General features: G+C 49.9%; 15 protein-coding genes. 5 read left to right on the forward strand and 10 right to left on the reverse strand.

Features of this window, described 5'->3' with window-relative positions; genetic code table 11:
* Positions 1–9: 9 nt before the first annotated feature.
* Positions 10–849 carry a C40 family peptidase gene (locus MPHASIOC01_RS05430; RefSeq protein WP_064595627.1) on the reverse strand — a complete coding sequence of 280 codons (840 nt, stop codon included), beginning with the start codon at positions 847–849 and terminating at the stop codon, positions 10–12.
* Between the two features lie 330 nt (positions 850–1,179).
* On the opposite strand from MPHASIOC01_RS05430, the gene MPHASIOC01_RS05435 reads away from it, so the two are divergent.
* Positions 1,180–1,524 carry a Grx4 family monothiol glutaredoxin gene (locus MPHASIOC01_RS05435; RefSeq protein WP_064595625.1) on the forward strand — a complete coding sequence of 115 codons (345 nt, stop codon included), beginning with the start codon at positions 1,180–1,182 and terminating at the stop codon, positions 1,522–1,524.
* A gap of 85 nt (positions 1,525–1,609) precedes the next feature.
* Here the strand turns inward: MPHASIOC01_RS05435 and rnt are convergent, their stop codons facing one another.
* The 5 genes from rnt to eptA form a co-directional block, all read right to left on the reverse strand.
* Positions 1,610–2,275, reverse strand: a complete 666-nt coding sequence (gene rnt / locus MPHASIOC01_RS05440) for a ribonuclease T (RefSeq protein WP_064595623.1) — start codon at positions 2,273–2,275, stop codon at positions 1,610–1,612.
* Positions 2,276–2,532: 257 nt separating this feature from the next.
* Positions 2,533–2,943, reverse strand: a complete 411-nt coding sequence (gloA, locus tag MPHASIOC01_RS05445; protein WP_036108645.1) for a lactoylglutathione lyase — start codon at positions 2,941–2,943, stop codon at positions 2,533–2,535.
* Positions 2,944–3,031: 88 nt separating this feature from the next.
* A complete protein-coding gene (locus MPHASIOC01_RS05450; protein WP_064595620.1) occupies positions 3,032–4,129 on the reverse strand; it encodes an alkene reductase in 1,098 nt (365 codons plus the stop codon).
* Between the two features lie 43 nt (positions 4,130–4,172).
* Entirely contained in the window at positions 4,173–4,775 is a 603-nt protein-coding gene (locus MPHASIOC01_RS05455; protein WP_064595812.1) for a TetR/AcrR family transcriptional regulator, read from the reverse strand.
* A gap of 78 nt (positions 4,776–4,853) precedes the next feature.
* Positions 4,854–6,470: a phosphoethanolamine transferase EptA gene (eptA, locus tag MPHASIOC01_RS05460; RefSeq protein WP_064595618.1), complete on the reverse strand. Its 1,617-nt coding sequence runs from the start codon at positions 6,468–6,470 to the stop codon at positions 4,854–4,856.
* 234 nt (positions 6,471–6,704) lie between these two features.
* On the opposite strand from eptA, the gene MPHASIOC01_RS05465 reads away from it, so the two are divergent.
* The gene (locus tag MPHASIOC01_RS05465) at positions 6,705–6,947 is read left to right on the forward strand and encodes a DUF1289 domain-containing protein (protein ID WP_197499257.1); all 243 of its coding nucleotides are present in this window, start codon (positions 6,705–6,707) and stop codon (positions 6,945–6,947) included.
* A gap of 53 nt (positions 6,948–7,000) precedes the next feature.
* Complete coding sequence (locus MPHASIOC01_RS05470; protein ID WP_064595615.1) at positions 7,001–7,894, forward strand: aldo/keto reductase family oxidoreductase; 894 nt, start codon at positions 7,001–7,003, stop codon at positions 7,892–7,894.
* Between the two features lie 178 nt (positions 7,895–8,072).
* Here the strand turns inward: MPHASIOC01_RS05470 and MPHASIOC01_RS05475 are convergent, their stop codons facing one another.
* From MPHASIOC01_RS05475 to MPHASIOC01_RS05485, 3 genes are read right to left on the reverse strand one after another with little or no spacing between them, the layout of a single operon-like run.
* Positions 8,073–10,094, reverse strand: coding sequence for an FUSC family protein (locus tag MPHASIOC01_RS05475; RefSeq protein WP_064595613.1), 2,022 nt, complete (start codon positions 10,092–10,094; stop codon positions 8,073–8,075).
* Positions 10,091–10,957 (reverse strand): HlyD family secretion protein, encoded by an 867-nt coding sequence (locus tag MPHASIOC01_RS05480; protein WP_064595610.1) that lies wholly within the window; start codon positions 10,955–10,957, stop codon positions 10,091–10,093. The genes MPHASIOC01_RS05475 and MPHASIOC01_RS05480 overlap by 4 nt, the downstream gene beginning before the upstream one ends.
* 5 nt (positions 10,958–10,962) lie before the next feature.
* Entirely contained in the window at positions 10,963–11,199 is a 237-nt protein-coding gene (locus MPHASIOC01_RS05485; RefSeq protein WP_064595609.1) for a DUF1656 domain-containing protein, read from the reverse strand.
* Positions 11,200–11,375: 176 nt separating this feature from the next.
* Between MPHASIOC01_RS05485 and slyA the strand changes: the two genes are divergently transcribed.
* Positions 11,376–11,810, forward strand: coding sequence for a transcriptional regulator SlyA (gene slyA / locus MPHASIOC01_RS05490; RefSeq protein ID WP_156519006.1), 435 nt, complete (start codon positions 11,376–11,378; stop codon positions 11,808–11,810).
* A 271-nt stretch (positions 11,811–12,081) separates the two neighbouring features.
* On the opposite strand, the gene slyB is transcribed toward slyA, so the two are convergent.
* Positions 12,082–12,549 (reverse strand): outer membrane lipoprotein SlyB, encoded by a 468-nt coding sequence (gene slyB, locus MPHASIOC01_RS05495; protein WP_064595606.1) that lies wholly within the window; start codon positions 12,547–12,549, stop codon positions 12,082–12,084.
* A gap of 261 nt (positions 12,550–12,810) precedes the next feature.
* Here slyB and anmK point away from each other — a divergent pair, with 261 nt between their 5' ends.
* Positions 12,811–13,935, forward strand: a complete 1,125-nt coding sequence (gene anmK / locus MPHASIOC01_RS05500) for an anhydro-N-acetylmuramic acid kinase (RefSeq protein ID WP_064595604.1) — start codon at positions 12,811–12,813, stop codon at positions 13,933–13,935.
* Positions 13,936–14,015: the final 80 nt, after the last annotated feature.

The following is a 14,015-nucleotide window of genomic DNA, read 5'->3' on the forward strand; positions in this document are numbered from 1 at the left end:
GGCAAGATTTTATCGCAGGGTTTTTGGCGTCATTACCCGGCGCGCACCTACATAATGGCGCTGCCAGTAATCTTCACTCAGGGAGGTTATCTGGATGTCCTGCCCACTACGCGGAGACTGAATAAATTTTCCACCCCCAATGTACACGCCTACGTGGTCTGCACTACCCCGGCCTTCAGTACGAAAGAACACTAAATCGCCACTTTGTAGTTCCCCTCGCTCAACAGGGGCTGCGTCTCTCAGGTGATACATTTCATTGGCGGTACGCGGAATATGGAATTTAACTAAATCTTTGTAGGCATAGTAGACCAAACCGCTGCAGTCAAACCCAGTACGTGGGGAACTGCCTCCCCAATGATAGGGTTTGCCAATCTGATTCATTAGGGTAGATATAGCTGCAGTTTTGGCCCGTAACACTTTCTTATGTGCTGCGGTTGTTAGCGGACGTGTTGTTTTTACCTTCACACAATGTTTTTTATGGCCTTTGCGTGCCCGTGAGCACTGCTCTGTCCACACCGTTTCCATTTGAACTTCATTGCGCACCAGGCGAGAAGACCTGCCCTGACGAACCGTGGCCCGGGTATGATTTTTAGCTGTATGTGTGGTGTGCCTGGTGGTTTTTATTACTGGCTTTTTGGCAGAAGCCGAAACACTGTGGGTTTTACGATTAGTGGATTTGGTGCTGTGGGTACTGGTTTTTTTGCTGCTGTGTTTGGGAATAACATTGCTGTGGTGCGCCTTCTGCAAAGCCGAATGGCGGGTATGTTCCGACGCCTGAGTTGAAGGCGTCCATGGCAAGGTTATTAGCAGTGCACAGAACGAAATAGAGAGTTTGCTTATCCGCGCCACTCGTCTGAGTCCCCTGAAAATGCAGGCTGCATGCCTGCCATAAAATGATTAAACCAAAGGATTCTAATATAGATAAGACGATAATGTTAATAATCTTTTTATATTGCCTTGCGCTTTTGTGTTCATGCGCGAAAAAAATAACCAAAATGACGTTTATCTGACCAGTGTTTGACCTGGCGCAGGGTATTCTCTGTTTGAGAAAACTGTTATCCTTAAAGCATGTTTAACGGTTTCGGTATTGTCGGCCAGGTAAGACAGCGCAGACCATGATTTTGTGGCCTGTTTACTGTGACCAGCAATGCCTTCCTGCCGCTTTGAGGAAGTAAGATAATGAGCTCTACAATTGAAAAAATTCAGCGCCAGATAGCTGAAAACCCAATCCTGCTTTATATGAAAGGCTCCCCTAAATTACCAAGTTGCGGCTTTTCCGCACAAGCGGTGCAGGCGTTATCCGCTTGTGGTGAGCGCTTCGCTTATGTTGATATTTTGCAAAACCCGGATATCCGCGCCGAGTTGCCGAAATACGCTAACTGGCCGACATTCCCTCAATTGTGGGTAGAAGGTGAACTGGTTGGCGGTTGCGATATCGTGATTGAAATGTACCAGCGTGGTGAGTTGCAGTCGCTGATTAAAGAAACAGCAGAGCGCCACCGCGAAGACAGCCAGAGCGAGTAATTAATTACCCGCAAATAAAAAGGCGACGCAGTGTCGCCTTTTTAATGCCCGTAGTCTGAGAAATGTCGCCAGAGTCTGGAGAACGTTACACCTGCCCGCTCTCTGCTGTATCTTGCGGCAGTACCACAGGCCAGCCACCGAGGCGTTTCCAGCGATTCACGATTTCACAAAACAGTAGGGCTGTTTGTTCAGTATCATACAAGGCGGAGTGCGCCTGAGCGTTATCAAATGCGATGCCTGCAGTCTGACAGGCTTTAGCAAGCACAGTCTGGCCTAACGCCAGGCCGCTGAGTGCAGCGGTATCAAATGTACCAAATGGGTGAAACGGGTTGCGTTTAAGTGAGCTACGTTCTGCCGCCGCCATTAAAAAACTGTGATCAAAATTAGCATTGTGCGCCACGATGATAGCCCGCGAGCACCCCTGTTCCTTGATTCCCTTACGTACCATTTTAAAAATAGCGTGCAGCGCCTCATACTCTGTAACCGCACCGCGCAATGGGTTGTGAGGGTCGATACCTGTGAAAGCCAGTGCTTCCGGGTTAAGAATGGCACCCTCGAACGGCTCGACATGGAAATGCAGAGTCTGGTCAGTTGAAAGCCAGCCTTCTTCATCCATTTTTAACGTGACAGCGGCAATTTCCAGCAGTGCGTCCGTCTGGGCGTTAAAGCCAGCCGTTTCAACATCAATCACAACAGGATAAAAACCACGAAAGCGGTCATTCAGACCGTTTAGTTGAACATTTTCCGACATCAGCGTCTCATTATTGCGGTAAAAGCTGCGCGCATTATGGCAAATTTCAGGAGGGGATGCAGCAGGCGGGCATAAAAAGCCCGCCAGAGTCTGATGACAAACCTCATGTCCGCACAGAAAGAAAGGATGTCACCTAATAAAAAACCAGGAAAATCAATTCATTGATTTTCGGCTGCTAACTAAAAAGAAGGGAAAACCACGTTTTTCCCTTCTTTTTCATCAATCTAAGGCGGGCATAAAAGCCCGCCAGAGAGTGATTACGCGTTGCCCAGGCCTTTGCCTGCATCTTTGGCTTCAATCAGCTCGATTTTATAACCATCCGGATCTTCAACAAATGCGATAACAGTTGTACCGCCTTTTACCGGACCTGCTTCACGGGTGACTTTCCCGCCGTTCTGGCGAATACGCTCACATGCCTGCGCGGCATCATCTACGCTAATGGCGATATGACCAAAAGCGGTACCCATTTCATAACTGTCAACGCCCCAGTTCCAGGTCAGTTCAATAACCGCTTCATCGCTTTCCTGACCATAGCCAACAAATGCCAGGGAGTATTTATATTCCGGATTTTCACTGGTACGCAGGAGCTTCATACCCAGAACTTCAGTATAAAACGCAATAGAGCGCTGGAGATCCCCGACGCGGAGCATAGTGTGGAGTAAGCGCATAATTTTCCTCTTCCGTTAGTGTTTCATCAGTTGGTACACAGGGGAATCAAGTATAGCGGCGAACCTGCGCCGCTATCAATGCAATGAGTCAGAGCGTGGGGTAATCGGTGTAACCCTGAGCATCGCCACCGTAAAAAGTTTCCGGGCGCGGGGGATTGAGCGGGGCGTTATGCTGGAGGCGAGCAACCAGATCAGGGTTGGAGATATAACTACGCCCAAAGGCGACGGCATCAATTAAACCGCGCTCGATAAGCGCCTGCGCTTTCTCAGGTGTGTAAGCACCGGCGCCAATGATAACCCCGCTAAAGCGGTCACGCACTGCCTGACGGAAGGCATCGCTATAGGGTTTGCCGCCTGCCCAGTCGGGTTCGGAAATATGCAGGTAAGCCAGCCCACGTTTATTCAACTCTTCAATAAAATAAAGTGCTGCTTCTTCCTGGTCTTCACCATTATCCAGACCATTAAAAGGCCCCAGAGGCGAGATGCGGATACCAATACGGTCGGCTGACCATGCTTCGCAGGCTGCATCAACCACTTCAAGGGCCAGCCGGGTGCGGTTTTCAATACTGCCTCCATACTGGTCAGTACGCTGGTTAGAAGCCGGAGACAGAAACTGGTGCAGCAAATAGCCATGGGCACTGTGCAATTCAATCAGGTCGAAACCGGCTGTTCTGGCATTAACGACCGCCTGGCGAAAGTCCGCCACTATTCCCGGAATTTCCTCTGTTGTTAGCGCCCGTGGTTCTGTGGTATCCACCCTTACTGCATGCCCGTTTTCATCTCTGAGTGTGGTGCGAGTTTCAGCACGAATAGCAGAAGGTGCAACCGGAGCTTTACCCTCTGGTTGCAGGGATGAATGGGAAATACGGCCTGTGTGCCACAATTGAACAGCAATATGGCCATTTTCCTGGTGGACGCTGTCAGTAATTTTATGCCATGCCGCAATCTGCGCTTCGCTGTGAATACCTGGCGCACCTTCATAACCCCGGGCTTGTGGGGAAATGTTAGTCGCTTCAGAAATAATCAAACCTGAAGATGCACGCTGGCGGTAATACTCAGCCATCAGTGCGGTAGGCACCTGCCCTGGTTCAATGCTACGCAGGCGAGTAAGTGGCGCCATCAGTACACGGTTAGATAAGGTAACTGCGCCCACTTTCAGTGGAGTGAATAATTTATCTGTAGACATAAAACCTCTTTAGTAGACCGGTCGTCTTGTTGAGAAGCAAAAATTAATCGGGTTTATTTGCAAAGAGTTGCTTCACATGGGCCAGTGCATTTTCCAGTGGAGCGACAGACCGCCCGGTCTTCGCCTGCAGGTTGGCACCAAGCCAGAGTGAATAAAGAACCTGGGCCAGGGCATAACTCTCAGTGTGAAGCGAGACAGCACCAGACTGCTTTGCCTGTTCAATCGTCCTGGCCAGATGTTCCTGCACTTTACAGGAGCCAGCTTCCATACTGGCGCGCATTGCTTCTGATAAATCGCAGACTTCCGCCGAGAGCTTTACCGCAAGGCAGCCTGTAATATGGGTTTGCTGACGGAACTGTTCTACCGCGTTCTCGAACCAACGAATTACCCGTACCTCAGGCGCATCCCCGCAATCACAACCAAAGAGTGTGGCAAGGCGGTTATCATATTGTGCGTAATACCGCTCCAGCATTGACACACCAAAGGCTTCTTTAGACGGGAAATAGTGGTAGAAGGAGCCTTTGGGAACACCTGCGGTTTTCAGAAGCTCACTCAACCCCATCCCCGTAAAACCTTTCTTCAGGCACAACTGCTCGCCTGTATTCAGGATATGTTCACGGGTGTCACGTTCGGCATGTTTTATCATGAGTGCAATGTAATAGACCAACTGGTCGCACGCAAGAGACAGGCCTTATCCTTGCGTGCGGTTTCTTTATTACGGGCCTTACTGGCGGCAGGTGGCCAGCAAGTCCAGACCTTGCTGGTAGACGTGGGTGCGAATATCCATCATCCCAAGCAGCGTGGAGAAAAGGTTGTCCTGAGAAACCTCATCATTTTTGCCTTTTTGCTGCAGGCATTGGCGGTTGATATGAAAACCCTGAGAGTAGTTATCCGACAGCCAGAATAACAGTGGAATATGAGTTTGCTGGTCTGGCGCGATAAGCCAGGGCGTACCGTGCAAATAGATTCCATTCTCGCCCAGTGATTCGCCATGATCGGATAAATACACCAGGGCGGTATTCATATCCGTGTGCTGTTTCAACATATCTATTGTGCGGCTGACAATATCATCGGTATACAAAATCGAATTGTCATAAGTATTGATGAGCGCTTCACGGGTGCAGTCCTGGATCTGGTTGGTATCACAGGTTGGCGTGAAACGGCGCATTTTGGGTGGATAACGTTCATAATACGCCGGGCCGTGACTGCCCATTAAATGCAAAACAATAACTGTATCATGCTGAATACCATCCAGAATATTTGGCAGACGATACAGCTCGGCATCATCCAGGCAAATACCATCGTGGCAGACATCGTTCAGGTTCCATTTAGTCATGTCGGTATGGGGAATTCGGGTACAGGCACCTTTACAGCCACCGTCGTTTTCCCGCCACAGCACATTAATACCACCATGAGCAAGAACGTCCATCAAACCTTCTCTGTGGTGTGCCAGGTCAGCATCATACTGGCTGCGGGTCATTCCAGAGAACATGCAGGGCACCGATACGGCCGTTTCCGTGCCGCATGAAGTGGCGTGGTTGAACCAAATAACATCACGCTTGCTCAGTTCCGGGTTGGTTTCGCGCGTATACCCACCCAGCGAATAGTCTTGCGCCCTGGATGCTTCGCCCAGAACCAGAATTACGACTGTTTTTTTACTCTGGCTGCGAATCAATGCACCTTTGGTCGCATCTTCACCCTGCCTGATAAGTTGACTGGTATTGCCAGCTATCTGTTTATGCGCGAACTGAATAAAACCGGTGACATAATTAGGCGGGGTCACCATCTTCACAATTTCCTTGTTATTACGAAACAGTGACGCATAATCTTTGTACAGTGTGCTGGCAGATAACAGAATAACCATAATGGCGCTGATAACCATTAATCCACGCAATAACAGCACACTCCACCAGCGCTCCTTGCGTATTTTAATGGCACACAATAAAGCCGCAGGAACAACCCCGGTAAGTCCCAGCCATACAAACAGTTGCGGTGTTAGCAGTGCCGTGACTTCCTGTGTATTGGTATCAAAAATGTTGAGCATCATGTTGCGGTCAATAACCGCACCATAGGTGAACATAAAATAGTTACTTGCGGCGCTGCCAACGAGCAGCAATACAAGCAAGGGCTTTCTCAGCCAGGGCAAAGCGAAGAGGCTGAAAATAATCGTCCAGGCGGAAAACAGCACCAGAGGAATACTCAGTGCAAACAGCATTGTATGCAGGCTGCCCGGATGAATTATTGCCCAACACCGTGCAATAAACAGGCTGTTAATCAAAGTAAAAATGAGCGCACTGAAAAGTGTAAACTGTGAATCGTTACACTGTAACTTATTAAACATTATTTTAATCGTAGTCAGGGAATTGAACAGACTATCAATTTATTCCGTTAAGATTAGTAAAACCTTAATCCCTTGATTAATGAGTGGTCAGTACAAATAAGGCGTATCAATTTCCTGATATATGCTATGAGTATTGAGTGTTTTTTCACATGCTCCAGTCAGGCTTATGGCCTGTGAAACTTGCACCACTGGCAGATAACGTCTTCAATAACTAAATGGGGTTGATGAGGTTGAATTGTGGCTGAGCAGTTAGAGTTTTTTCCGGTACCGAGCCCGTGTCGGGGAATTTGCCAGAGCGACGATAAAGGTTATTGTCGTGGCTGCATGCGTAGCCGCGAGGAACGCTTTAACTGGCAAAAAATGTCGGATGCGCAAAAACAGGATGTTATCCGGCTTTGTCGCCAGCGTATGCTGCGCAAATTGCGCGCAGGTAAGCCTGTGTCTGATGAGACAGACCAACAACCGTCACTGTTTTAACTGGCGAGGCGGGCTATACTCGCCTGAATTTTTTGTTAAAACAGGAACAGACTATGCAGCGTTTAGCCATCGCGCCCCAGGGGCCAGAGTTCTCTCGTTTTGTGATGGGGTACTGGCGGTTAATGGACTGGGGAATGTCGCCTCAGTCGCTGGTTACATTTATTGAGCAACATCTTGAATTAGGTATAACCACGGTTGACCATGCCGATATCTATGGCGATTATCAGTGTGAATCTGCGTTTGGTTCGGCGTTGAAACTGGCACCTGCGCTACGCGAAAAACTGGAGATCGTCACTAAATGCGGTATTGCCACGCTGGCTCGCCCTGGCAATACGATTGGTCACTACATTACTGATAAAAAGCATATTATTAGCAGCGCCGAAAACTCGCTACGCCACTTCTCCACAGACTACCTTGATTTACTCCTGATACACCGTCCGGACCCACTGATGGATGCAGACGAGGTGGCACAGGCTTTCCTTGAACTGCACCAGAGTGGCAAAGTGCGCCATTTTGGCGTGTCGAATTTTACACCGGCTCAGTATTCCCTGCTTCAGTCGAGGTTGCCTTTCTCCCTGGTCACGAACCAGGTGGAAATCTCCCCTGTGCACCAACCCCTGTTACTTGACGGCACACTGGATCAGATGCAGCAATTGCGTGTCCGCCCAATGGCATGGTCGTGTCTGGGTGGCGGGCGTCTGTTTTCTTCTCCTGAATTAGCTGCACTGCGGGATATGCTGGGGAAAGTTGCTGAGCAAACCGGCGCTCAGAGCCTTGAGCAGGTTGTATATGCCTGGATTCTTGCACTCCCGAGCATGCCACTGCCAATTATTGGCTCTGGTAAAATTAACCGGGTGCGTGATGCTGTGGGGGCGCAGGGCGTTAAATTAACCCGCACGCAGTGGTTCAGTATCCGCAAAGCCGCACTGGGTTACGATGTTCCCTGAATAAACCGTCTTCCCCACAAAAAAAAGCCCGTCCTGAGGACGGGCAAACAATACTGGAAGCAATGTGAGCAATGTCGTACGGTACGATTGAGGTCGTCACTCGCCGTACCGTGGAAAATAATCTAACAGTAATGATAATCATTATCAACCATGAGTTATGTAAGGTTGCGGTACAGGGTTATGTATTTTGCTCAATAGCGGGAAGAACGGGCGCCAGTTGTAACTGAGACAACGAGCAATATAACATCCAGATATGGGAAGCCAGATTACGGGCATCCTCCCGGTGATGGCGCTCAAGTGTTGTTGTCAGCGTTTTCAACGTTGCGAGCGCATTGTCGAGACTGTGGTGGTGAACTCCCCGCTCAGTCATCACGCCCTGTACCAGGTGAAGTGCAACATCACGTACCTGTGTCAGCGGGTCGCCAGGTGTGCCCCAGGAACGCAATTGCCATACAACATGAGAACAATTCAGTAGTACCACTCCCCAGCGCAGCAACCAGCGGCGGCTGGTTTCGTCTTTACTGCTATTCAACTGACTTACCAGGTGATACACCAAAGATTCGAACATTGACTGTGTACGTGCAGGGCGGCGACTTAACTGATCAATAAAAGCCCGGCGTAATGCGCGAATATGGCGACGGCTTTTCAGGTTATCAGACCCTGGCCTCAATACAGAAAAGGCGACCCATGCCACACCGACACCCAAAATTTTAGCCAGATTCTGATTCAGAAAGTCTGCAAAGTTATAAACCGGCGGGTTAGTGACGGCAATAAATGATCCCATAAAAACAATGAGCTGCCCCCATAGCCCGGCAAACCTGGGCTGCTGCTGTTTTATCAATTGCATGGTCAGTAATAAAGGGAACAGAAACAGCAGAAATTGCCACAACTGCGTTATCTGCACCATCAGGCCGAATTTCACTGCAAAGCTGAACAAAGACAGCAGTAACAGAGTACGCAATAACAGGGTTAAGGAAAATAATGCTGTGGGTGTAGTGGCATAAAGAACACAACAAATGGCTGCCAGCGTCAGGGCCGCGCCTCCTTCATCCCACTGGCTGCCAATACTCCAGGCACTGGTGACGCTAATCACACAAAAAGTGCGCAGTGCGGCCCAAACGGATTCAAGCCAGTCGGTATGGCGGGCAAGCGCGGGGGTACGTGGCACAGTTTTAACCGGGTGGCCTGCCGGCAACGTGAGTTGCAGAAGCTCCCGGCGGCAGTTTTGCAATAACTGGCAATAATGCGACAGACGAAACCATAAGGCACGGTGGCGGTAATCTGCGTGTTCTGGCGGCTTCAGTCTGGCAAGGCTTCGGGCAATATGCAGTGCATCTGCTTGTGGGTTGCCTAACTGCGCCAGTAACTGTTCAATTGCCGGCCAGAGATATGCTGGCGCATTGGGCCAGTTAATCAGTAAACGGCGTATACCCGAAGTGACACTGATTGCCCGTAAATATTGGTGCAGCAGGTAGTTAATGCGGGGGTTTTGGTGGCGAAAACGATAATGGCTCCAGAATGCCTGAACCCGCAGCAGGTTCGTGGTCAGGATCTGGCTTATCATGCGCTCGTGAGCTGTACGGATCTCATCCGTTGTTTCCTGGCGCCAGAGCAATTTAGCATGCTCAAGTAACCGTTGGTGCAGGTTGGTAAGTGTACTGATAAGGGTTGCCCCATCAGCGGTGCCTGGCAACGCCATCATCATTAACCCACCGCATAAAATCCCGACAATCACTTCGCACACTCGCGATTGCGCGACATCCCAAAGCTCGGTGGTTGATACTGTGTTGAGTAATGGAAATGCAATAATAGCCGCGGTATAACCCGCCAGAGAAAAACTGTAGGCAACATTGTATTGAAACTGGCTGGCCATTAGCGTGCACACAGCCAGCCAACTGGCCATCGCCCAGGTAAACAACCAGGGGTCATCAAGGGTGTGCCCGGCAATAAACAGCGCGGCAAATGCGCCCAGAACACTGCCTGCAATACGCCCGAGGCTTTTGCTGATAACGCCGCCCTGAGTGGGAAAACTGACAACGGCCGCCGATGTCATGGCCCAGTAGGGTTCGTCCAGTTGCAACGCATAAGCGATGGCAAGCGCAAGGCACATGGCAATGGCATTGCGTAAAGCATAGCGCCACTGCCCTGGCCGGGTATTAAACCAGGGCAGGGATGTGAGCCGAAAACTGTTCGGTGTCATCGTTTTTCTGGCTCAATGGCGACAGTACAGGTAGTCCCGGACACCAGCGTTACCCCCTGAGGAATGGTGTCCAGAGTAATTCTGACCGGGATACGTTGCGCCAGGCGCACCCATGGCACGTTGGGTTTGATATCGGCAATCAATCCGGAGTCAGCTTCCACGCTCTGGTCATAAATCGCCCTGCCAATGCTTGCGACCCTACCTTGTAATGGGGTGTCATCACTGTACAGCAGGATTTTCGCCAGGTCGCCGGGTTGTATGTGGCGGAGTTTGGTTTCTTCAAAATAACCGACAACATAGAAAGAGTGGCTTTCAACCAGAGCAAATACGGCTTTGCCCGCTGTGGCATAATCCCCCACGCGGGTGGATAAGTTAGTTACCCAGCCATCCTGAGGGGCACTGACAATAGCCTGGCTAATCTCCCAGTTGGCCTTATCCAGTGCCGCCTGTGCCGCATTAACCCCAGCCTGTGCTGTTTTCACATTGATGTTGGCGTTATCCATCTCTTCGCCTGCCAGCAGGTTTGCCGGCAGGTTATGGCGGCGTGCGGCTTCCCGTGTTGCTTTTGCCAGTGCAGTCTGAGCGCTGGCAAGTTTGGCTGTCGCATCAAGTTTTGCAATCTGCCAGGGGGTATCGTCGAGCCGGAACAGGACACTACCAGCACGGACAAACTGGTTATCCTTGACATTAAGGGCAACAATGCGCCCTGAAACCTGGGGAGTAATACCGATTTTTTCAGCCCTGACTTTGCCATCCCGGGTCCAGGGTGATTGCATATAGTAATTCCATACCATCCACCCGGCCACCAGAGCACAGGCAAGAATCAGCAGGCCAGAAAAATACTTAAGGGTCTTCAGGTTCATGCATGTTATCCCAGAGCAAGCATTAACATACCGCTGCTAACACACAGGGTAAAAAGTGAGAGGTCCATAAGCGTGGGGTGCCAGATGTCACCGGAATACATCCAGTCTCGCAATAATCTGTGCAGAATAAGCCAAATAAAGAAACCAATCAGAACCGCTTTAAATAGTGGTGGAAAATAGACCGAAGACCCGGTAACCAGGTCACGGGAGGCCAGTCCAGACGAGAAGACAAAAAAATTCACAGGAATATCCCTTTAAACCATGCAGATGCTGCCATTCACCCGACAACTATGTAGAATAAATTATCGATACTTGTTTAACTTCACTAAAACTAAGGGTTTGTATTGAAATCTGAGCGTCTGCAAACTAGTCTGTAACAAGTATAATAACTTAGCAAGCTAATTATAAGGAGATGAAATTGGAATCACCACTCGGATCTGACCTTGCTCGTTTAGTTCGTGTATGGCGCGCTCTGATTGATCTGCGGCTGAAGCCACTGGAGTTAACGCAAACCCATTGGGTTACTCTGCATAATATTCATCAGCTTCCGCCGGAGCAGTCACAAATACAGCTGGCTAAAGCTATCGGGATAGAACAGCCTTCTCTGGTTCGTACTCTCGACCAGCTTGAGCAAAAAGGTCTGATTTCACGCCATACCTGTGCAAATGACCGTCGTGCCAAGCGTATTAAGCTAACGGATAAAGCACAACCGATTATCGAACAAATGGAGCAGGTAATTAGCCGCACTCGCGGTGAAATTTTAGGTGGGGTAAGTCAGCAGGAAATAGACATACTGATTAGTCTTATTGGGCGGCTGGAACGGAATATTCTTGATCTACAAGCAAAAGAATAAATGATTCAAACGGGGTAATAGTCAGACGAACAAAGAAAAATCAAAAAAATAATAGAATAATGATGATACAGGCCATATACCGCAGTAGCGTACTTTGCTGCAATTTGCTGTGACCAGTTTGAATGCCGGCCTGTATGCTTTCCTGCTGAGGTAAGAGGCCGATACTGAGTAGGTATTCCCCTGCATTTTTGAGACGATCTGTATCATAGACAGCAATGAATGATACAGATCATCAGTCTGAGGTGGCCTGAACAGGCCACCAATAAGCATATTAGTTTGGTGAAACGGTGATTTGGCGGCCATCGGAGGCCATTTTCACACGCTGGCCCACAGAGAAACGGGTAGCACCCTGTTTCTGTACAACCTGGATGGTATTCCCGTCATCTTTACGAATAACCAGTTCTACCCCCTGAGTTTTGTTCATGGCGCCCTGAACGTTCTGGCCCGCAACGCCACCTGCAATGGCGCCAGCGGCTGTAGCCAGAGAACGACCAGTACCGCCGCCAACTGTATTACCCAAAAATCCGCCTAACACAGCACCGCCAATTGCACCAATAACGTTACTGTCGTCACCGCCCTGAATCTGAACCGGACGAACGGACACCAGGGTACCATAGGTCACGCTTTGTACTTGCTTAGCTTCAGACGCGCTGTACACATCCCCTGACAAGGTATCATTGTTAACACAGCCCGCCAGCGTAAGCCCGACGAAAGAGATAACCAGTACACGTGAAATCATCTATGACTCTCCTTTTTCCTGGTAATGCCCGGACAGGGCATCATCCTGGATAAATTATACGGTAATAAAGGGACGAATTTAATGCTGTCGCCAGGAAACATGCTCAAAATAATAAAAGTCCATGTTTGAACCGGACGTCAACATACGTCAGACCAGGGGCGAACGGCTGTAGTGAGTTGTTAGAAAATATTACGCTTTCATGGCAATACCCAGGGATATGTGGTGCAATTGTTAATGTAAAATAATGACAAAGGACGGTATATGAGATCGGGGCGATACATCGGCGTAATGTCCGGGACCAGCCTGGATGGTGTGGATGTGGTGCTGGTGGCGATAGACAGCCATATGGTGGCACAACAAGCCAGTATCACCTGGCCCATTCCTCTGGGAATCAAACAGGCTGTACTGGATATTTGCCAGGGGCAGGTATTGACACTCTCGACACTGGGGCAACTTGATTCCCGTCTTGGGCAACTGTTTGCCGATGCCATTCTCGCGTTAATGCACAATGAAGGAATACAGGCAAAAGACGTAGTGGCGATAGGTTGCCATGGTCAAACAGTGTGGCATGAGCCGTTGGGCGAAACACCGCATACAATGCAGATTGGCGACAATAATATTATTGCGGCACGAACCGGCGTGACTGTTGTCGGCGATTTTCGCCGTCGTGATATTGCTGTTGGCGGTCAGGGTGCTCCCCTGGTGCCCGCTTTTCATGCGGCATTGCTATCCCACCCCGTTGAGCGCCGTGTCGTGTTGAATGTTGGCGGCATCGCCAATATGACTATCCTGACGCCAGGTTTACCCGTCCGCGGCTACGATACCGGTCCGGGAAACATGCTAATGGATGCATGGATTTGGCGTAATAAAGGCAAACCTTTCGATAAAGACGCCTTGTGGGCTCGTAAAGGCCAGGTTGTAGTGCCGTTGCTACAACAAATGCAAAGTGACCCGTACTTTGGGTTGCCGGCCCCTAAAAGCACGGGGCGCGAGTATTTTAACCTTGGCTGGCTGGAACGGCATCTCTCTGCCTTCCCGGTATTACCTGCCGAAGATATCCAGGCGACGCTACTGGAGCTTACGGCAGGGTCTGTTGCTGAACAAGTTCAGTTAAGTGGCGGTTGTGAGCGGTTGCTGGTGTGTGGTGGTGGTAGCCGAAATCCACTACTGATGGCACGGCTGGCGGCGTTGTTGCCAGGTACCGAAGTGGGAACAACAGATAGCGCCGGGATCAGTGGTGATGATATGGAAGCACTGGCATTTGCCTGGCTGGCCGCCCGTACCATTGCTGGGTTGCCCGGTAATATGCCTTCGGTGACTGGCGCACGCGAGGAAACTATCCTTGGAGCCGTTTATCCGGCTAATAACAGGATAAATCAGAGTTAACTGACAGGGATGGCTTGCTAAACAGACTAGACTCAAACAAACGGAGTGATTGTGGCTCCGCTTGTTTGCGGATGGACTGC

The sequence above is a fragment of the Mangrovibacter phragmitis genome, assembly GCF_040429585.1.
Classification (GTDB): Bacteria; Pseudomonadota; Gammaproteobacteria; order Enterobacterales; family Enterobacteriaceae; genus Mangrovibacter; species Mangrovibacter phragmitis.